Origin of the sequence: Streptomyces sp. NPDC056628, assembly GCF_042792555.1 — a bacterium.
GTDB lineage: Bacteria > Actinomycetota > Actinomycetes > Streptomycetales > Streptomycetaceae > Streptomyces.
The window spans coordinates 1-19,254 of sequence record NZ_JBHTWG010000006.1 but is presented as its reverse complement, the minus strand read 5'-3'; the positions used below and the strand labels follow the sequence as shown (position 1 = coordinate 19,254).

At 71.7% G+C, this 19,254-nt stretch carries 17 protein-coding genes; 4 read left to right on the top strand and 13 right to left on the bottom strand.

What is annotated here, in order from left to right; all coding sequences use genetic code 11:
- Positions 1–105 precede the first annotated feature (105 nt).
- The gene (glmS, locus tag ACFRAC_RS10705; protein WP_382923280.1) at positions 106–1,953 is read right to left on the bottom strand and encodes a glutamine--fructose-6-phosphate transaminase (isomerizing); all 1,848 of its coding nucleotides are present in this window, start codon (positions 1,951–1,953) and stop codon (positions 106–108) included.
- A gap of 165 nt (positions 1,954–2,118) precedes the next feature.
- Between glmS and coaA the strand changes: the two genes are divergently transcribed.
- Positions 2,119–3,108: a type I pantothenate kinase gene (coaA, locus tag ACFRAC_RS10700; protein WP_361347699.1), complete on the top strand. Its 990-nt coding sequence runs from the start codon at positions 2,119–2,121 to the stop codon at positions 3,106–3,108.
- A gap of 16 nt (positions 3,109–3,124) precedes the next feature.
- The gene (locus ACFRAC_RS10695; RefSeq protein WP_382923277.1) at positions 3,125–4,063 is read left to right on the top strand and encodes a DUF389 domain-containing protein; all 939 of its coding nucleotides are present in this window, start codon (positions 3,125–3,127) and stop codon (positions 4,061–4,063) included.
- 74 nt (positions 4,064–4,137) lie between these two features.
- Here the strand turns inward: ACFRAC_RS10695 and glmM are convergent, their stop codons facing one another.
- From glmM to ACFRAC_RS10675, 4 genes are all read right to left on the bottom strand, one after another.
- Positions 4,138–5,496 (bottom strand): phosphoglucosamine mutase, encoded by a 1,359-nt coding sequence (gene glmM, locus ACFRAC_RS10690; RefSeq protein ID WP_382923275.1) that lies wholly within the window; start codon positions 5,494–5,496, stop codon positions 4,138–4,140.
- Between the two features lie 237 nt (positions 5,497–5,733).
- Positions 5,734–6,246 (bottom strand): 30S ribosomal protein S9, encoded by a 513-nt coding sequence (rpsI, locus tag ACFRAC_RS10685; protein ID WP_019754544.1) that lies wholly within the window; start codon positions 6,244–6,246, stop codon positions 5,734–5,736.
- A 42-nt stretch (positions 6,247–6,288) separates the two neighbouring features.
- Entirely contained in the window at positions 6,289–6,732 is a 444-nt protein-coding gene (gene rplM, locus ACFRAC_RS10680) for a 50S ribosomal protein L13 (RefSeq protein WP_382923273.1), read from the bottom strand.
- 273 nt (positions 6,733–7,005) lie between these two features.
- Positions 7,006–8,214 carry a glycosyltransferase 87 family protein gene (locus ACFRAC_RS10675; protein ID WP_382923271.1) on the bottom strand — a complete coding sequence of 403 codons (1,209 nt, stop codon included), beginning with the start codon at positions 8,212–8,214 and terminating at the stop codon, positions 7,006–7,008.
- A 73-nt stretch (positions 8,215–8,287) separates the two neighbouring features.
- On the opposite strand from ACFRAC_RS10675, the gene ACFRAC_RS10670 reads away from it, so the two are divergent.
- On the top strand, positions 8,288–9,172 hold the full coding sequence (locus ACFRAC_RS10670; protein ID WP_382923269.1) for a hypothetical protein: 885 nt from the start codon (positions 8,288–8,290) through the stop codon (positions 9,170–9,172).
- A gap of 49 nt (positions 9,173–9,221) precedes the next feature.
- Here the strand turns inward: ACFRAC_RS10670 and ACFRAC_RS10665 are convergent, their stop codons facing one another.
- From ACFRAC_RS10665 to ACFRAC_RS10645, 5 genes are all read right to left on the bottom strand, one after another.
- Positions 9,222–10,292 (bottom strand): C40 family peptidase, encoded by a 1,071-nt coding sequence (locus ACFRAC_RS10665; RefSeq protein WP_382923267.1) that lies wholly within the window; start codon positions 10,290–10,292, stop codon positions 9,222–9,224.
- Positions 10,293–10,309: 17 nt separating this feature from the next.
- Complete coding sequence (locus ACFRAC_RS10660; RefSeq protein WP_062664017.1) at positions 10,310–10,792, bottom strand: poly-gamma-glutamate biosynthesis protein PgsC/CapC; 483 nt, start codon at positions 10,790–10,792, stop codon at positions 10,310–10,312.
- A gap of 72 nt (positions 10,793–10,864) precedes the next feature.
- The gene (gene pgsB, locus ACFRAC_RS10655; protein WP_382923265.1) at positions 10,865–12,595 is read right to left on the bottom strand and encodes a poly-gamma-glutamate synthase PgsB; all 1,731 of its coding nucleotides are present in this window, start codon (positions 12,593–12,595) and stop codon (positions 10,865–10,867) included.
- Positions 12,596–12,601: 6 nt separating this feature from the next.
- On the bottom strand, positions 12,602–14,866 hold the full coding sequence (locus tag ACFRAC_RS10650) for a HAMP domain-containing protein (protein WP_382923719.1): 2,265 nt from the start codon (positions 14,864–14,866) through the stop codon (positions 12,602–12,604).
- Between the two features lie 210 nt (positions 14,867–15,076).
- Positions 15,077–16,246: a CapA family protein gene (locus tag ACFRAC_RS10645; RefSeq protein WP_382923263.1), complete on the bottom strand. Its 1,170-nt coding sequence runs from the start codon at positions 16,244–16,246 to the stop codon at positions 15,077–15,079.
- Between the two features lie 125 nt (positions 16,247–16,371).
- Here ACFRAC_RS10645 and ACFRAC_RS10640 point away from each other — a divergent pair, with 125 nt between their 5' ends.
- Positions 16,372–17,262, top strand: a complete 891-nt coding sequence (locus ACFRAC_RS10640) for a hypothetical protein (protein WP_382923261.1) — start codon at positions 16,372–16,374, stop codon at positions 17,260–17,262.
- Positions 17,263–17,264: 2 nt separating this feature from the next.
- Here ACFRAC_RS10640 and truA read toward each other — a convergent pair whose 3' ends face one another.
- The 3 genes from truA to ACFRAC_RS10625 all read right to left on the bottom strand — a co-directional run.
- Positions 17,265–18,122: a tRNA pseudouridine(38-40) synthase TruA gene (truA, locus tag ACFRAC_RS10635; protein WP_382923259.1), complete on the bottom strand. Its 858-nt coding sequence runs from the start codon at positions 18,120–18,122 to the stop codon at positions 17,265–17,267.
- Between the two features lie 72 nt (positions 18,123–18,194).
- Complete coding sequence (gene rplQ / locus ACFRAC_RS10630; protein WP_382923257.1) at positions 18,195–18,686, bottom strand: 50S ribosomal protein L17; 492 nt, start codon at positions 18,684–18,686, stop codon at positions 18,195–18,197.
- A gap of 164 nt (positions 18,687–18,850) precedes the next feature.
- The coding region (locus ACFRAC_RS10625; protein ID WP_382923255.1) for a DNA-directed RNA polymerase subunit alpha C-terminal domain-containing protein at positions 18,851–19,254 on the bottom strand (404 nt) is incomplete at its 5' end.

The following is a 19,254-nucleotide window of genomic DNA, read 5'->3' as shown; positions in this document are numbered from 1 at the left end:
GACAACCCGCCGAGCGCGCCCCCTCGGCGGCGACGGCCACGGGCTCGGTCCCGACGAGCCGGCCGTCCCGGCGCACGCCAAGAGATCCGATGGGCTTCCGCCCGCCTACTCCACCGTCACCGACTTCGCGAGGTTGCGCGGCTGGTCCACCTCGTTGCCGCGGGCCGTCGCCAGTTCGCAGGCGAAGACCTGCAGGGGCACCGTGGCCACCAGCGGCTGGAGCAGGGTCGGGGTGGCCGGGATGCGGATGAGGTGGTCGGCGTACGGCACGACCGCCTCGTCCCCCTCCTCCGCGATGACGATGGTGCGCGCGCCCCGGGCCCGGATCTCCTGGATGTTGGAGACGATCTTGTCGTGCAGGACCGACCGGCCCCGCGGCGACGGCACGACCACGACGACGGGCAGGTCGTCCTCGATCAGGGCGATCGGACCGTGCTTCAGCTCGCCCGCCGCGAAGCCCTCGGCGTGCATGTAGGCGAGCTCCTTCAGCTTCAGGGCGCCCTCCAGGGCGACCGGGTAGCCCACGTGCCGGCCGAGGAACAGCACCGTGTTCTTCGCGGCGAGGCCGCGGGCCAGTTCCCGCACGGGCTCCATGGTCTCCAGCACCCGGTCGACCGCGCCGGAGATCTGCGAGAGGTCCCGGACGACCGCCCGGATCTCGTCGCCCCACTTGGTGCCCCGCACCTGCCCCAGGTACAGCGCCACCAGATAGCAGGCGACCAATTGCGTCAGGAACGCCTTCGTCGAGGCGACCGCCACCTCCGGCCCGGCGTGCGTGTACAGCACGGCGTCCGACTCGCGCGGGATCGTCGACCCGTTGGTGTTGCAGATCGCCAGCACCCGGGCGCCCTGCTCGCGGGCGTGGCGCAGCGCCATGAGGGTGTCCATGGTCTCCCCGGACTGGGAGATGGCGACGACCAGGGTCTGCTGGTCCATGATCGGGTCCCGGTACCGGAACTCGCTCGCCAGCTCCACCTCGCACGGGATGCGCGTCCAGTGCTCGATGGCGTACTTGGCGATGAGCCCGGCGTGGAAGGCGGTGCCGCAGGCGACGATGACCACCTTGTCGACCTCGCGCAGCTCGGAGGCGCTGATCCGCACCTCGTCCAGCCGGAGCGAGCCGGCCGCGTCGATGCGCCCCAGCAGGGTGTCGGCGACCGCCTTGGGCTGCTCGGCGATCTCCTTGAGCATGAAGTAGTCGTAGCCGCCCTTCTCCGCGGCGGCGGCGTCCCAGTCGACCCGGTAGGACCGCACGTCCGCCGGCCGCCCGTCGAACCCGGTGACCCGCACCGCGTCCCGGCGCAGCTCCACCACCTGGTCCTGGCCCAGCTCGATCGCCGAGCGGGTGTGGGTGATGAACGCGGCGACGTCCGACGCGAGGAAGGCCTCGCCCTCACCGACGCCCACCACGAGCGGCGAGTTGCGCCGCGCGCCCACCACGACGTCCGGCTCGTCGGCGTGCACGGCCACCAGCGTGAAGGCGCCCTCCAGCCGGCGGCACACCAGCCGCATGGCCTCGGCGAGGTCGGCCGTCGCCGAGAACTCCTCGGCGAGCAGATGGGCGACCACCTCGGTGTCCGTCTCGGAGGCCAGGTCGTGGCCGCGCTCCGCCAGCTCGGCGCGCAGGTCGGCGAAGTTCTCGATGATGCCGTTGTGGACGACGGCGACCCGTCCGGCGTTGTCGAGGTGCGGGTGGGCGTTGGCGTCCGTGGGTCCGCCGTGCGTGGCCCAGCGGGTGTGCCCGATGCCCGTCGTGCCCGTCGGCAGCGGCCGCTCCGTCAGTTCCTTCTCCAGGTTGACGAGCTTCCCGGCCTTCTTCCCGGCCGCCAGCCCGCCGTCCGCGAGCACGGCGACCCCGGCCGAGTCGTACCCCCGGTACTCCAGCCGCTTCAGTCCGGCCATCACGATGTCGAGCGCCGACTGCGACCCCACGTAACCCACGATTCCGCACATGCGCGGCAGCCTACGGCCGGAGCCTGAGCCCGAAGGGCCGAATCGTGCCCGATTTCGGAAATTCCTACGGTGGTACGAACGCCCTCGGCGCCCGGAAGCAGCCGGATCGCCGCCGAGTGACGGATCCCACCCCGCCGTCCGTTCGTACTGCCGTAACAATGGACTGTGATCTCTCCGGTCTCCTCGATCCCCCGGAGCGCCCACCGGCAGCGGCCGGAGGCGACTCCCTACGTGGACCTCACCCGCTCGGAGTGGAGTGCGCTGCGCGACAAGACCCCGCTGCCGCTCACGGCGGAGGAGGTCGAGAAGCTGCGCGGCCTCGGCGACGTCATCGACCTCGACGAGGTGCGGGACATCTACCTCCCGCTCTCCCGCCTCCTCAACCTCTACGTCGGTGCCACCGACGGCCTCCGCGGCGCGCTGAACACCTTCCTCGGGGAGCAGGGCTCCCAGTCCGGCACCCCCTTCGTGATAGGGGTCGCCGGCTCGGTCGCGGTGGGCAAGTCCACGGTGGCCCGTCTGCTGCAGGCGCTGCTGTCGCGCTGGCCCGAGCACCCGCGCGTGGAACTGGTCACCACCGACGGCTTCCTGCTGCCCACCCGGGAGCTCCAGGCGCGCGGCCTGATGTCCCGCAAGGGGTTCCCGGAGTCCTTCGACCGGCGGGCGCTCACCCGGTTCGTCGCAGACATCAAGGCCGGCAAGGGCGAGGTCACCGCCCCCGTCTACTCGCACCTCATCTACGACATCGTCCCGGACAAACGGCTCACGGTGCGCCGGCCCGACATCCTGATCGTCGAGGGCCTGAACGTGCTCCAGCCCGCCCTCCCGGGCAAGGACGGCCGCACCCGGGTCGGTCTCGCCGACTACTTCGACTTCAGCGTGTACGTCGACGCCCGCACCGAGGACATCGAGAGCTGGTACCTCCACCGCTTCAAGCGGCTGCGCGAGACCGCCTTCCAGAACCCGTCCTCGTACTTCCGCAAGTACACCCAGGTGTCCGAGGACGAGGCCCTGGACTACGCGCGCACGATGTGGCGGACCATCAACAAGCCGAACCTGGTGGAGAACATCGCCCCCACCCGCGGCCGGGCCACCCTCGTCGTGCGCAAGGGCCCCGACCACAAGGTGCAGCGGCTGAGCCTGCGCAAACTGTGACGGCTACCCTGCTCCCATGCTCCACTTCCGGCTGATCTCGCCGCCCGAACGGACCGAGGACGTCGTCCGGCTGATCGAGCGGACGGTGGGGACGGCCCATCTCGTCGTCCTGGCCGGTGCCGCCCGCGACCCCGCCGGGGACCTCGTCCTGTGCGACGTGGCGCGCGAGGCGGCCGACGCGCTCCTCACCGGGCTCCAGCGCCTGGGCATCGAGGACGACGGGGCGATCGCCGTGGAGAACGTCGACCTGTCGCTGTCCCGGCGGGCCGAACGGGCCGAGAAGGACGCGCCCGGCGAGGCCGCGGACGCGGTGCTGTGGGACCACCTGACGGAGGCCACGCACGAGGAGTCGACGCTCTCCGTGACCTATCTGGCGTTCATCACCCTGGCCACCATGATCGCCGCCTGCGGTGTCGTGCTGGACAACGCGGTGCTGATCGTCGGGGCGATGGCGGTCGGCCCGGAGTTCGGGCCGCTGGCCGGGATCTCCACGGCGATGGTGCAGCGCCGGCCCCGGCTGGCCCTGCGCTCGGTGATCGCGCTCATCGCCGGTTTCGCCGCCGCGATGGCGGTCACCGTGGGCTTCAGCTGGTTCATGGACGCGCTGGGGCTGTTCTCCGAACGGCAGTTGGAGGCCGACCGGCCCAACACGGCCTTCGTCTACGCCCCCGACTGGTTCTCGTTCATCGTGGCGGTCCTCGCCGGGATCGCCGGCACCCTCTCGCTGACCTCGGCCAAGTCCGGCGCCCTGGTGGGCGTGGCCATCTCGGTGACGACGGTGCCGGCCGCCGCCAACGCGGCCGTCGCCCTCAGCTACGGCGACACCCGGCAGACCTTGGGCTCCTCGCAACAGCTCCTGCTGAACCTGCTGGGCATCGTCCTGGCGGGCACGCTCACGCTGCTGCTGCAGAAGTGGTCCTGGTCCCGGCAGCCGCGCAAGGTCAACGCCGTCTAGGACGGCGCCTGTCGGGGGCTCGGGACCGCGCGCCCCTTCATGGCCGCGCGGTCCGGCACACCTCCGGCACGGTGTCAGCCGAGCGCGGACTTCACCACGTCGGCCAGCCGTCCGGCCACGGACTGCGCCTGCTCGATGTCGGCCGCCTCGACCATCACGCGCACCAGCGGCTCGGTGCCCGAGGGGCGCAGCAACACCCGTCCGGTGGCCCCGAGTTCGCGCTCGGCCTCGGTGACGGCCGCCGAGAGCTCCGCCGACGTGCTCACCCGCGACCTGTCCACGTCGCGGACGTTGATCAGCACCTGCGGCAGCCGGTCCATCACCCCGGCCAGTTCCCGCAGCGAGCGTCCGGTCTGCGCGACACGGGCCGCCAGCAGCAGCCCGGTCAGCGTGCCGTCGCCGGTGGTGGCGTGGTCGAGGATGATGACGTGCCCGGACTGCTCGCCGCCGAGGGCGTAGTCGTGCTCCTTCATCTCCTCCAGCACGTACCGGTCGCCGACGGACGTCTGCACCAGCTTCAGGCCCTCGCGCTCCAGCGCCAGTTTGAAGCCCAGGTTGGACATCACGGTCGCCACCACGGTGTCGGACCGCAGAACGGACCGCTCCCGCATGGCCAGCGCCAGCACGGCGAGGATCTGGTCGCCGTCCACCTCGTCACCGGTGTGGTCCACGGCCAGGCAGCGGTCGGCGTCCCCGTCGTGCGCGACACCGAGGTCGGCGCCGTGCTCGACGACGGCGGCCTTCAGCTTGTCCAGGTGGGTGGACCCGCAGCCGTCGTTGATGTTGAGCCCGTCCGGCTCGGCCCCGATGGTGACGACCTCGGCACCGGCCCGCCGGAACGCCTCCGGTGACACACCCGCCGCGGCGCCGTGCGCCTCGTCGAGGACGATCTTCAGGCCCTCCAGGCGGTTGGGCAGCACCCCGAGGAGGTGCCCGACGTAATCGTCGGAACCCTCGCCGTAGTCACGCACCCGGCCGACGCCCGCGCCCGTCGGCCGCTCCCACGGCTCGCCGTGCCGGTGCGAGTCGTACACGGACTCGATCCTGTCCTCCAGTTCGTCGGCGAGCTTGTGGCCGCCGCGGGCGAAGAACTTGATCCCGTTGTCGGGCATGGCGTTGTGGCTGGCGGAGAGCATGACACCGAGGTCGGCGCCGAGCGAACCCGTGAGGTACGCCACCGCGGGCGTCGGCAGCACACCGACACGCAGGACGTCCACCCCGGCGCTCGCGAGGCCGGCGACCACGGCGGCCTCCAGGAACTCCCCGGACGCGCGCGGGTCCCTCCCGACCACCGCGGTCGCCCGGTGGCCTGCGAAGGTGCCCGCCTCGGCCAGTACGTGCGCCGCCGCCACGGAGAGACCGAGAGCCATCTCGGCCGTCAGATCCGCGTTGGCGACACCCCGCACGCCGTCCGTGCCGAAGAGTCGTCCCACTTGTCCTCCTGAGGAAACTTCACTACCCGGAAAGCGGAGCCGGCGCGCGCCCTGCCGCCTGCCGCCGGTGGCTCCCGCTTCCAGGCATTCCATGCCTGAGCATCGGATCACACAAGCCTTTGAACGCCTCGTGCCGTTATACGCCCGCGTCCGGTGATAAGACGAACGCCCCGGTGGCACAGTGGTGTGCCGCCGGGGCGTTCGGAGTACCGGAGTACGTGCAGAGGCAGCCGGCGCTTAGCGCTTGCTGTACTGCGGGGCCTTGCGGGCCTTCTTGAGACCGGCCTTCTTGCGCTCGACCGCACGGTCGTCGCGCTTGAGGAAGCCGGCCTTCTTCAGCGGGCCGCGGTTGTTGTCGACGTCGGCCTCGTTCAGCGCACGGGCGACACCGAGACGGAGCGCACCGGCCTGACCGGAGACACCGCCACCCGCGATGCGGGCGACGACGTCGTAACGGCCCTCGAGCTCGAGCACCTTGAAGGGCTCGTTGACTTCCTGCTGGTGCACCTTGTTCGGGAAGTAGTCCTCGAGGGTGCGACCGTTGATCTTCCACTTGCCGGTGCCCGGGACGATCCGGACACGGGCGATGGCGTTCTTGCGACGGCCCAGGCCGGCGGCCGGCTGGGGCTCACCGAAGCGCGAGGCGAGGGACTCGGAGGTGTACTCGCCCTCCACCGGAACCTCGGACTCGGTGGTGTAGCTGTCGATGTCAAGCTCTTCGAGCGGCTGCTCGGCAGTGGTCTCGGCCACGATTCTCCTCAGATTCTCTTCAGTCTTAGGTGGTGGCCGGACTTACTGCGCGACCTGGGTGATCTCGTACGGCTGCGGCTGCTGCGCGCCGTGCGGGTGCTGGTCACCCCTGTAGACCTTCAGCTTCGAGAGCATCTGACGGCCCAGCGTGTTCTTGGGGAGCATGCCCTTGACGGCCTTCTCGATGGCCTTCTCGGGGTTCTTGTCGAGGAGCTCGTCGTAGCGGACGGAGCGCAGACCACCCGGGTAGCCGGAGTGGCGGTACGCCATCTTCTGGGTCCGCTTGTTTCCGGAGAGGTGCACCTTGTCGGCGTTGATGATGATGACGAAGTCACCAGCGTCGACGTGCGGCGCGTAGATCGGCTTGTGCTTGCCCCGGAGGAGCGTCGCGGCAGTGGTGGCGAGACGACCCAGGACGACGTCCTGAGCGTCGATGACGTGCCACTGGCGCGTCACATCGCCGGGCTTGGGGCTGTACGTACGCACGGTTCGTAGCCTTCGCTTCGAGTGAATGGTCCTGAACAGGTCACCGAAACGATCACGACAGCCTGAGCCACTGCGGCGACGCATACCGCGTACGTGGGGTTGCTGGTCATCGGCCCGGTGGACCGGTGTAAGGGCCCGTCCCGTGAGAATGAGCAAGCCAATACACAACGAACATGCAGGATACCTGCGGCGCCCCAGCCGGGTCAAAACGGGTTGCCCGCGGCCGGCGCCACTGTTCCGGGTCCAGAGTAGACGACCCCGGGGCCTGCCCGGTCACACACCGGCCGCGCCGCTCGGCGCCGCCGCCGCCCGCGAGGACGGGACGGGCACGGCAGGCGCCGCCTGCCGGCCGGCCCGGCGCCAGGAGTGCAGGCCCAGCGTCACCGCCAGGGCGCACAGCGTCACGGCGTCCCGGAAGGCCCGGCGCTCCCCCGCCTCCAGATAGGGCCAGGTCACCCCGGGCAGCTGCGGCAGCAGGGCCATCCAGAACCAGACCGTGCGGGACACCGACGCCGCGTAGGGCAGCCCCGCCAGCAGCAGCGGCACCGGGACCAGCAGATAGTGGTCGTACGACGGCCTGGAGACCAGGAACGCCGAGAGCATCAGCAGCGCCCCGGTCTCCGCGTACCGCAGCGGTCCCCCGCCGCCGCGCCAGCGCCGGTGGGCGCACACCAGGCCCGCCGCGGCCAGTGCGAAGGCAAGCGCCCCGGCCGGCGCCGCGGGCACCCCCAGCCGGGGCAGCACGGCCGCCGGGGACGCCTCGTAGAGCCGGACGAACCGGTCCTCGCCGCCGAGCAGGAACGGCACGGTCCGGGTGAAGAACCCCGCGGGGTCCGGCAGCGTCAGGGCCGCGCCGGCCGAGGCCGCCACCGGCACCGCGACCAGCAGGCCCAGGGCCCGCCACCGCCGGGCGAACACGAACAGCAGGCCCATCGGCGCGAGCAGCGGCTTCAGCGCCACCGCCGCCCCGAGCACCGCCGCCGCGGCCACCCACCGCCCGCGCCCCGCGAGCAGCAGCGCCAGGGGCAGGGCCAGGGCCGCGGTCGCCGTCCAGTTGCCCAGCCAGACGAGGTGGGCGAAGGGGGCGAAGCCCGCCGCGAGCGCGAGCAGGCCGAGGGCCGCGAAACGGCTGCGCAGGGGGACGCCGTGCAGCCGCAGCGCGCAGATCCACCCCCCCACCAGGCACCCGGTCACCACGAGGGGCGCCAGCACGCACAGCACGGCCTGCGGCAGCAGCACCTGCGGGGCCGCGGCCAGCACCGCGCTCGGCAGATAGAGGAAGTGGGGGTCGTCATACGGCGAGCCGCCGTCCAGCCACGCCTTCGCCGCGCGCACGACGATGGCGTTGTCCATCCCTCCGCGCGAGGTCAGCCGGGCCGTGCGCGTCACGAGGGCTCCCAGCACGGCGACCAGTGCGACCCACAGCGGCCAGGACGCCCGTCGTACCAACCACCCGGAGATGTCGCTTTTGCGCTCGCTCACGCCCTGAACGCTAGGTGCCGAAGGGCCCTTTGGGGCGGACCGGCACACCCGAGGTCCGTCTAAGATGCGCCCCATGAGCTACGGGCAGCAGGGGGGACCCCCGTCCCAGTGGGATCCCTGGAAACCGCATTCCCAGCAGCCGTGGGACGGCGGCACCGACCAGACCCCGGACTGGGCGGCGCTCGCCGAGGCGTCGGAGACCCGCAACAAGCGGCGCCGGCTGCTGTTCATCGGCGGTGGCGCACTGGCCACCGTCGCCATCGGTGCGGCCGTCGCCGTGGCGGTGGTGTCGGCGAACGGGGACGACTCGGCGTCCGGCAAGCCGGCTACCGGCCTGCCCTCGACGGCCGACCTGCCGGGTGAGTCGGCGGCGGCCCCGTCGTTCGCGCCGACCAGCGCCCCGCCGCCGCTGGACCCGAAGGACTTCATCGCCAGCAAGAACAAGGACACGGCCCCGCTCGGCGCCCAGATCCTCTTCCCCGGCACCCAGCTGACCATGGGGGAGACGGTCTACAAGAAGGGTGCGACGGACGACACGAAGAACTGTTCCGCCGCCACCAAGGGCGGGCTGCCGAAGCTCCTCGCCGAGGGCGGCTGCACCCGCTTCATGCGGGTCTCCTACGTCAAGGACGGCATCGCGGTGACCGTCGGCGTGGCCGTCTTCGACACCGAGGCGAAGGCCCAGAAGGTCAAGGGCAAGGTCGACACGAAGAAGGACATCGTCCGGTCGCTGTCCGGCAAGGGCGTCAAGGACTTCTGCACCGCGGCGGTCTGCCGCTCGACGTCCAACTCCTACGGCCGGTACGCCTACTTCACCATCACCGGTTTCACCGACGGCCGGAACATGACGGACAAGGACACCGCCGCCTTCAAGGCCGGTGACGACCTCGCGGAGTTCACCTTCCGTCAGATCCGCCGGCGCGGCGAGGCGCAGGCGTCGGCGGCGGCCGGCGAGTGACCGGCCGCCGCACCGGCGGGCTCCACCGGGCCGGGGAACCCGGCCCGGCTCAGAGCCGCTTGGCGCTGCGCAGCGTCTTGGCGTAGTAGCCGTTGCCGTCGAGCCGGGAGACGCCGCCGACGTCGCCGATGGTGGGTCCGTTGACCTCCTCGCGGCTGGACACGAAGATCAGGTGCCCCTCGGTGTCGTGGCCGAGGACCATGCCGACGTGGTCCAGACGCTCGCCGGTGCGGGTGTCCAGCTTGAAGAAGACGAGGTCGCCCGGCTGGAGCTGGTCGATCGCGGAGGGCCGGTCCTTCGCGGAGATTCCGGTGAGCGGCAGGATGTCGACGCCCGCCTTGGAGCGGGCCATGCCGTTGGCGGTGCGGGGCAGGCCGTCGCCGGAGGTGTCGGTGGACATCAGCGGGAAGCGGGCCCGGTAGCCGAGCACCATGCGCATGAAGCCCGAGCAGTCGATGGACTTGGCGCGCATCGGCTCCGGCTGCCCGACGGTGCCGTCCCGGAAGGGGTAGGGCACCTGGAGGTAGTCGTAGAAGTCGGACTGCTCCAGGCGCAGGTCGCCGCCCTCGGCGCCGGTGGTGTTCAGCGGCCCGAAGTTGGCGTCACCGGCGTAGACGACGCCCTGCTCGTCCTTCTTCTCCGGGGCGCCCGCCACGTACTGGAAGGCGAACGCGAAGATGTCGTCCTCCTTGCTGTCCTGGTACTCGGCGTACCAGTCCTTGAACCACTTCTTCTTCTCCGCGCCCTTGGTCCACGGCTCCGGCATCAGCCGCACCCAGTCCGTGGTGCTCACCTTGGACGAGGTCGACGCGGGCTCCTGGAAGGTGCGGGCCGGGCCGGTCAGCGTCGCCATGCGCGCGCCGTCCGTGAAGACGGCCTTGATCTGGCCGTCGGCCCCGCGCAGCACCGAGCGCGCCGGGTTCTCCAGCCGCGACCAGGTCGTCCTGCCCTCACTGGCCCCCGTGCTGCGGCCGCCCTCCAGGACGCCGACGTTGCGCACCTCGGCGATGCCCGGGTCCTCCTGCTTGCGCAGCTCCACCGTGAGGTAGCCGGAGGTGCCGACCAGCGCCAGCAGCACCAGGCCGGTGACGACGGGCCTCGACTTCTTCTTCCCTGCCATCGATTGCTCCTCGGATCTCAGACGGTCGGCATGACGCCGAGCAGCAGGCCGGCGGCGACGACGATGTAGGCCATCAGGGACACCGTTCCGGTGGCCAGCAGCGTGGCCCCCTTGGGCTGGCGCACCATCTGGTAGGCGACCAGGCCCGGCACGATGAAGCCGAGCGTCTGGTTGCCGTAGAGCAGCGGGAACTCCAGCGAGAGCACGATCATCACCGTGGCCTGCAGGAGTACGCCGAGCAGCACCACCGCGGCGAACAGCCGTTTGCCGTAGAGGATCACCAGCCGCTGCATGATCTTGGTGCCGCCGTAGGTGAGGGCGGTGACGCCGACCACCATGGCCGCGCGCTGGAGGTCCTCGATGAGGGTGAGCGCGATCCAGCCGGGGGTGATCATTCCGCCGGGCGACAGATTGGTCGTGAGATAGCACAGCAGCGAGAAGAACAGGCCGATGGCGATGCCCAGGGCGGCCATCTCGGGGGTCAGGGCGGCGGTGGTCAACGGGGTCTCCGGACAGAGGGGTGCGGGTTCGTGGGCGGGGCGGGCGGCCTGCGGGGCGGCCGCCCCGCGGGATCAGGCGCGCGGGTGGTGTCCGCCGTCGCCGGCCGGTGGGCGCGGTGGCCGGCCCTGGTGCTCGTCGGGGTGCGGCTGCCCCGGTGCCCGGCCCGTGCCGTAGGGCTGCCCGGGGTGCCCGTCCGGGCCGGCGCCCTGCGGCAGCTGCGGACGCGCGGGCTGCTGGGGCGCGCTCGGCCGGCGCACCGGCGGGGACCGGAACCAGCCGGCCTGCCCGGGCGCGGGCTCCGCGCCGGGGCCCGGCTGCCGCTGCACCGGCTGCTGTCCGTACGGCGCCGCCGCCGGGCCGTGTCCGCCCTGCGCCGGGTACGCCCCGTCGCGCGCGTCCCAGCCGTCGGCCCGCTGCTGACCGGGCGCGCTGGCGTAGGCCGCCGCGGTGTCGCCGTACGGCGCGGTCGGCTGCTGCGGGAGGCGGACCACCGGGATCTCCTGGGTCTGCGAGGCCTGGTACCGCTCCTCGTAGGCCGTGGGGTAGGAGGCGTACGGGTCGAGGCGCTGGGCCTGCTGCGGTGCGCTGGCCACCGCCTCGGGGACCTCCTCCACCGCGCTCTCGTCGGCGGGGAGCTCGGCCAGGTACTCCAGCAGTTCCTCGCCCTGTCCGTGGATGTTGCCGATGGCGACCAGGGAGGAGCCGTCGGCCATCCGGTCCAGCAGGGTCGGCATGAACTCGTCCGCCGAGCGGCGCTCGCCGCCGAGGTCGACCGCGCGGTCGCGCCAGTCGGCGGGGATGGCGTCGATGGCGCTCTTGGCCGGGTGGCCGATGACGAAGACGTTGTCCGGCTGCAGGTCCGGGATGATCTCCCCCATCTGCCCGTTGCGCTCCACCCGGTCCGGGCGGCAGTTGATCACGACGTTCAGCGGGCGGCGGATCGCGCCGAGGTCGAGCAGCTGGTTGATGTTCATCAGCGTCGACTCGGGGTCGTTGGCCGCGAACACGTTGGCGAAGGCGAGCCGCTTGCCGTCGGGGGCGACATAGCGCTCCACGGAGAGCACACCCGGGTCCGGCGGGGCGTCGTACATGCCCCGCAGCGCGACCTCGCGCTCGACGCCCAGCAGTTCCGCGACGACCAGGGCGATCGCCACGTTCTCCTTGAAGGTGAACCAGCTGAAGCCGCGCAGCTCCTCGTCGCTGACGGTCTCCGGGTCCGCGTAGATCAGCTTGCAGTTCCGGGCGTCCGCCTCCTCCTGGAGGATGTGGAAGCGCTCCTTCTCCGCGGTGACGCAGATGCCGTCCTCCGGCATGGAGCGGCACAGCGAGCGCGCCACGTCGTCCAGGGTCGGGCCCATCTCGGCGAGGTGGTCCTCGCGGACGTTGCACAGCACGCCGATCGTCGAGCGGATCAGCTTGCTCTGGTTGACCTCCTGGAGCGCCGGCATGACCGCCATGCACTCGATGACGAGGGCGTCGGGGCGGTAGGTGGCGGCCCGGCGGACGATGCCGATCTGCTCGACGACGTTGGCGATGCCGAACTTGCGGTAGACCGGCTCCTCCGTGGCGTCCGGGTGGATGAAGCGGGCCGCGGTGCCCGTCGTCTTGGCCACGGTGACCAGGTCACCGCCGCGCAGGGCGCCCGCGCACAGCCGGGTGATGGAGGACTTGCCGCGGATGCCGTTGACCAGCACCCGCGCGGGGATGGTGTGCAGGGCGGCGTAGTGCCTGCGCTGCTCGATGATGCCGGCCACCAGCAGGGACACCCCGCCGATCAGCAGCACGACGTAGAGATAGAGCACGTCCGGTCACCTTCCTCCGGCGCCGGGCCGGGGCTCGGCAGTCCGGCGCGCCTGGTTCTGCCTGCGGGCCTGCAACTGCTGGCGGACCAGTTCGAGGCTGCGGACGACGGCCCCCACCTCGTCGTGGTAGCGGGGGTACAGCACGGTCTTGAGGTCGCCCTCGGCCAGCTTCTCGGCGCTGCTCGCGAGGGCGCGCAGCGGCCGGACCACGACCAGGTGGATCCAGCCCAGGCAGACCACGATCAGGGCGAGCCCGAGCATCCCGGCGAGCACGCTGCGGTCCTCGCGCTCGTACGCGGCGATCTCGAAGTGCTTGGCGTTCTGCCAGCTCACGACGGTCCAGCCGACGTCGGAGGCCACACCGCCGCCGGAGAACGGCGCCGCCGCGGCGACGGTGACGGAGCGGCCCTCGCGGATGAGCAGGCCGTTCTCCACGGGACCGGCGCCGACCTTGACGCCACCGGCCCGCACGAGGTCGGTGAGCGCGTCGCGCGGCAGTCCCTCGAAGGCGAGGAAGCCGTCGCTCGCGGCGATGGTCCTGGCCCGGGCGTCGACCACGCGGACCTCGCCGAGGCCCGGCCGGGCCAGCAGCGAGTTCAGGAACTCGACGCGGATCTCGCCGACGAGCGTCATGCCCTTCTGGTCCGGCAGGGCGGCCGCGGCCTGGATGACCGGCTTCTTGCCGCCCTCGCCGCTCACACGGATGAGCCGGGCGTCCTGGCCCTTGGTCTCCTCGTCGCCGCCCCAGCCGGCCTGCGGAGTGGCGCCGGCGCGCGCGATCACCTCGCCGCCCCGGTCGATGACGTACAGGGAGCCGTAGCGGGCGTGCTCGCGCAGGGCCTCGGACAGCACATCGGAAGCGGCGCCGGGGTCGGCCGGGTCGATCAGCCGGGTCATGGACGCGAGGTCGGCCTGGGCCTCGTTCAGCGCCCGGCGGACCCGGTCGGCGACGAGGTCGGTGCGGTCGCGCTGGTCGTTGACCATGGTGCTGGGCACGCTGACCGAGGCGTCCGTGCGGTTGAGGAGCAGCCCCACCGGGACGCACCACAGCAGGAGCAGTACGGCCGTCAGGGCGAGCGGCACCCGCAGCCCGAACCGGCCGCGGCGGCCGGTGCGCTGCGTCGAGGGCTCCACGTCCCCGCCGGCCAGCTGCGCGCGCAGCCGCTCCAGGGCGGCGCCGACCCGGGCGGCCTCGCCCCAGCGGGGCACGGCGACGGGCCGGGTCAGATCGCCGCGGGCGAGCCGGCGGGACTCCAGGAAGAGGGCGAGCAGGGGGTGCTGCACGGCCCTCCAGAGCAGGGCGGCCGCGAGCAGGCCGACGACGACGAGCACGCCCGCCGTGATCAGCCCGTACAGCTCCCGCTCCTGACCGGCGGCCTCCTCCTGCACCACGGGCAGCATGGCCACGACGGTCAGGCCGAGGCCCGCGCCGACGCTCTTGCGCTGCTCGGGGTCGGCGGAGGCGAGGGAGGCGTAGCCGGCGGTGGCGATCCGGCCGTTGTAGGAGTCGCCGAGCAGGGTCCCGCTGACGCCGGGGTAGCCGTGGGAGCCGGGCTCGCGGGCACTGACCGGGTCCTGCTCGGTCTCCTTGGCGGCCCCCTCGGAGAGGCGGCTCATCTGCTTCTGGAGGAAGGTCAGTTCGTCGCGCTCGGCGTCGGAGTTCAGCGCCTCGGCCTGCTCGAAACCGGCCGTGGCGAGGACCTCGCCGCCCCGGGCCACGACCGCCATGGAGCGGAACGGGCCCAGGTTGATGGCGGGCACGGACAGGCTGTTGGAGGCGATGAGGAGCTGCTGCGGGCGGTCCTTCCAGTCGAGGAGCGCCATGGTCATCAGCCGGACGTCGCCGGTCTTCAGCCGGACCATGCGCGGGGTGAGGGCGTTGTCGCCCTTGAGCACGTCTTTGTCGAGCCAGCCGAGGGGAATCGTTTCCCCCCTGGCGGCGAGCACCTTGCCGCTCTCCAGGTCCAGCACCGTGGTGCCGGTCCACTTCTGGTACGTGTCGCTCAGGTCCGACAGCACGCGCTCCGGGTCCGCGGACCTGCCGGCGGTCAGCACGGCCGCGGTGCGGTTCAGGTCGGTGACCCGTTCGTCGATCGACGCGCGTAGGGCGATGGCGCCGTCCTCCGCGAAGTGCTGCTGGGAGCCCAGCACCGCCTGCGGGACGACGGGGTCGCCGCCCGGGCCCAGCACCTTCGCGGTCAGCCCGGCCAGGGCGACGATCAGCAGGCACAGCAGCGCGATCGGCGGTCGAACGCCGCCCAGCAGCGGCATGTCCGCGCGTCTGCGCATGCGCCGCCGACCGCCGCGTCCGGGACGCGCGGATGCTTGGGTTGGAGTCACCGGTGGTTTCCTTCGCCTCTTCACTACTCAGGCGCTCGCAGGAGCCACCGCTGACGCGGGCATGAGACGCCGTCCCTTTAAAAGACTTCCGACACGCGCTGGGGTTGGGCTCCGGCACGTAAGAGCTTGTTGTGTCCCTCGTCACTTCCCGAGGGACAGCGGCTCGAGGCCGTCGCCGCCGGGTGCGCCCCGGTTGTAGAGGAAGCCTCGCGTCCGGTCGGCGGCCAGCCGGTAGCGGGCGATCCTGTCCTCGGACAGGTCTCCGGGGTGGTCGAGCGCGTCCTGCACGTCCACCAGCCGGTGGTCGACGACCGCGCCCTCCGGGGCCTTCTCCCCCGCCTCCAGCTCCGGCGGGATGTCGACCAGCGTGGTCCGGTAGCGCGCGTCGACCTTCCAGCCGTCCGTCGTCTCCTTGAACTCGAACCAGCCGATCGCGCCCTCCTCGGTGAGGCCGGTCGGCGAGGAGTGGCGGGCCACCTGGTTGCCGAGGCTGTAGGCGACCCAGGTGCCGTTGACCTTCTGGATGGGCTGCACGACGTGGGCGTGGTGGCCGATCACCAGGTCGACCCCGGTCTCCTTGGTGATCCGCTCGGCCAGCTTCAGCTGCGGCACGCTGGGCTCGTTGTAGTGCTCCAGACCCCAGTGGACGGAGAGGATCACGACCTCGGCGCCCTTCTTGCGGGCCCGCGCCTCGGCCTTCTTGATCGCGTCGATGCCGATCCGGTTGAACGCCCACTTCTGCTTCTCGGGCGTGGGGTTCAGGAACGACTCCCACGAAAAGGCCAGGTGAGCGACCTTGACGCCGTTGACGTCCCGGATGTTGATCTGTTCTGCTTCCTGGGGCGTCCGCGCGGACCCGGTGTGTCCCAGACCCGCCTTGTCCATCGCGTCCAGGGTGCGCTTCACGGCCTTGAGGCCGTGGTCGAAGGTGTGATTGGAGGCCGTCGAGCAGGTGTCGTACCCCACGTCCTTGAGGGTCGTGAGGATCTGCGGCGGGACCAGGAATTCGGGGTACCCCTCGAAGGGTCCCTTGGGGGTGCCGACCGGCGTCTCCATGTGACAGATGGCCAGGTCGGCCTTGCTGATGATGGGCTTCACACCCGCCATCAGCGGTCCGAAGTCCAGCCCGGCCCGCCCCTTGCCGGTCTTCTTGGCGTCCTTGGCCGCCTGGTCGATCAGCTCGGGGTGGATGAGCACATCACCCGCGGCGGCGACGGTGAACGAGCGGCCCCCCGGCTTCACCTGGGCCCCGGACGGCTCGGAGGAGGTGCAGGCGGCCACGAGGCCCGCCAAAGCCCCCAGAACCGCCACCGAGCGACCTATACGGAGAGACTTACGGAATGTCACCGCGACATACTCACATGCCACTCACACCTCGATCGCCCTCGTTCATCACAAGAAGATCACGTTTCACTCGCATTCTTGCCCCGGCGGTTTTGACCCTCGCACTGGCCGCCTGCGACTCGACGTCCGCCGAGCACCCGGAACCATCGGCTCCGCAGGCCCGCGAACTCGTCGATCTACGCAGCCGCATCCTCACGTACACGGCGGACTTCGCCCCCGACGGCGACTACGCCCCGCCCGGCGACGACGAACGTGAGCGGCTGGCGGACGGCGTGGGGGCGCTGCTCGACGGTGACGCCGCGGAGGCGGAGCGCCGGCTCTCCCCGCTCGGCCTCTCCGTGACCCGCCTCACCGACACCGACTCCGGCCGCCGCTACGACGAGATAGCCGCCACCCGGCCCGACGGCGACGCCGCGCACTGGGGACGCCTCTATCTGAACGCCGACTCCACCCTGCGCTGGAACGTCCAGGTGCCCCACCCGGTCTCCGACCGCGACACCGAGGAACTGGGCGTCCGGCTGCTGGAGGACACCCCGTCCGGCGCGCTCGTCCTGGCCGGCGCCCACCGCAGGGCCGGCAGCTCCGGCACCGCGGACGTGGCCCACCGCGAGGACAGCGCCTTCCACACGGTCGTCGAGGAACTGCAGAAGCGCGGGGTGCCCGGCCTCCAGCTGCACGGATTCGCCCGGACCCGCCAGCGTCCCTACGAGGCCATCGTGTCCGGCGGCGCGGCCGGCAGCGCGCCCGGCGAGGCCACGGCCCTGGCGGACCGGCTGGAGGCCGACGGCCTGCGGGTCTGCCGCGGCTGGTCGGCCCGCTGCCCGCTGGAGGGCACGGCCAACGTGCAGGGCAGGTCCGCCGAGCGCCGGCACGCCCTGTTCCTGCACGTGGAGCTCGCCCCCGTCGCCCGCGGGGACGGCCCCGACGCCGACGACGCCGCCGACGCCCTCGTCGACACGCTGGCCACCTGGGACCGGGACTGAACTCAGCAGCAGCCGGCGCCGGGCAGCGTCCGCCTGTTGCGCGCCTCCTTGTTCCGCGCGGCGAGCAGCTCGTCCGCCGGGTAGCCGACCTCTTCGAGGGTCAGCCCGTGCGGCCGTACGACGTGCACGGCGGAGTCCCTGACACCGGCGGCGAGCACCTTGCCGGGCCAGTCGGGGGGCCGGTGCCCGTCCCCCACGAACAGCAGCGCCCCGATGAGCGAGCGCACCATGTTGTGGCAGAACGCATCCGCCCGCACGGTCGCCGTGACGATCCCGTCGTCCCCGCGCACCAGGCTCAGGTCCTGGAGGGTGCGGATGGTCGTGGCGCCCTCCCGCTTCTTGCAGTAGGCCGCGAAGTCGTGCTCCCCGAGGAGCCGCCGGGCCGCCTCGTTCATGGCGTCCACGTCGAGCGGCCAGTCGTGCCACAGGACGTGGTTGCGTAGCAGCGGATCGACGCCCCCGGGGTTGTCGGTCACGCGGTAGGCGTACCGCCGCCACACCGCGGAGAACCGGGCGTCGAATCCGGCGGGCGCCTCGCGCAGCGCCCACACGCGCACGTCCCTGGGCAGCCGTCCGGCGAGCCGCTTGAGCAGCTTCTCGCTGTGCTCGGCCCACACCGCGCGCGGCAGGTCCACGTGCGCGACCTGCCCGCGCGCGTGCACCCCGGCGTCCGTCCGCCCCGCGACGGTCAGCTCGTACGTGGTGTCCCCGGACCGTGTGACGGTCCGCAGCGCGTCCTCGATCTCCCCCTGCACGGTCCGCCGCCCGCCGGCCTGCTTGGCCCACCCGGAGAACTCGGTGCCGTCGTACGACAGGTCGAGGCGCAGCCGTACGTATCCGGGTTCCACTTCGTCACTCACCCGTAGATCCTCTCAGCGACACGAAAGCGGGCCCGCCCCGGAAGGGACGGACCCGCGATCGAACAGCCCGGACTAGGCGTCCTTCGACTCCTCGGCGGGAGCCTCGTCGGCCTTGGTCGTGTCGACCTTGGTCTCGGCTGCCTCGGTGTCCTTGGCGGCACGCTTGGTGGCGGCCTCGGCCTCACCGGTGGCCTCCTGGGCGACCGTCAGCGCCTCGACCAGCTCGATGACAGCCATGGGCGCGTTGTCGCCACGGCGGTTACCGACCTTCGTGATCCGGGTGTAGCCACCCGGACGGTTCTCGTACCGCGGGCCGATCTCGGTGAAGAGCGTGTGGACGATGCCCTTGTCCGTGATGACCTGGAGCACCTGACGGCGGTTGTGAAGGTCGCCCTTCTTCGCCTTGGTGATCAGACGCTCGGCGTACGGCCGCAGACGGCGGGCCTTCGCCTCGGTGGTGGTGATCCGGCCGTGCTCGAAGAGGCTCTTCGCCAGGTTCGCGAGGAGGAGCTTCTCGTGCGCGGCGCTGCCGCCCAGACGGGCACCCTTGGTGGGCTTCGGCATGTTCTTTCTCCTGTGTGTCTGCCCCGGCCGTATCAGGTACCGGGGTCAGTATCCGAGCGAGCGGGTTTGCTCGTCGGAGACCCCGCGCCCCAGAGGAGCGCGGGGAAGTGCGGACCAGCCACGGCCGGTCCGCAGCCAACATCGAACCCGTCGGGCCCGAGCTCTCAGTACTGCTCGGTCTCGACGAACCCGGCGTCCGCGTCGTCGTCCGCGCCGAAGGCGTCCGCGGCGGCGGTCGGGTCGAATCCGGGCGGGCTGTCCTTGAGGGCCAGGCCCATGCCGGCCAGCTTCGCCTTGACCTCGTCGATGGACTTCGCACCGAAGTTGCGGATGTCGAGGAGGTCGGCCTCGGAGCGGGCCACGAGCTCACCCACGGAGTGGATGCCCTCGCGCTTGAGGCAGTTGTACGACCGAACGGTGAGCTCCAGCTCCTCGATCGGCAGCGCCAGATCGGCGGCGAGCGCGGCGTCCGTCGGGGACGGACCCATGTCGATGCCCTCGGCGTCGATGTTCAGCTCGCGCGCGAGACCGAACAGCTCGACCAGGGTCTTACCGGCGGAGGCCATGG

What these genes read in the sequence shown, in the direction of transcription:
- ACFRAC_RS10665 (WP_382923267.1), bottom strand. Translation starts at nt 10,292, where the DNA reads ATGGCAGGGAAGAAGAAGTCGAGGCCCGTCGTCACCGGCCTGGTGCTG.
- glmS (WP_382923280.1), bottom strand. Translation starts at nt 1,953, where the DNA reads ATGTGCGGAATCGTGGGTTACGTGGGGTCGCAGTCGGCGCTCGACATC.
- rplQ (WP_382923257.1), bottom strand. Translation starts at nt 18,686, where the DNA reads ATGCCGAAGCCCACCAAGGGTGCCCGTCTGGGCGGCAGCGCCGCGCAC.
- ACFRAC_RS10670 (WP_382923269.1), top strand. Translation starts at nt 8,288, where the DNA reads ATGAGCTACGGGCAGCAGGGGGGACCCCCGTCCCAGTGGGATCCCTGG.
- ACFRAC_RS10695 (WP_382923277.1), top strand. Translation starts at nt 3,125, where the DNA reads ATGCTCCACTTCCGGCTGATCTCGCCGCCCGAACGGACCGAGGACGTC.
- ACFRAC_RS10650 (WP_382923719.1), bottom strand. Translation starts at nt 14,866, where the DNA reads ATGCCGCTGCTGGGCGGCGTTCGACCGCCGATCGCGCTGCTGTGCCTG.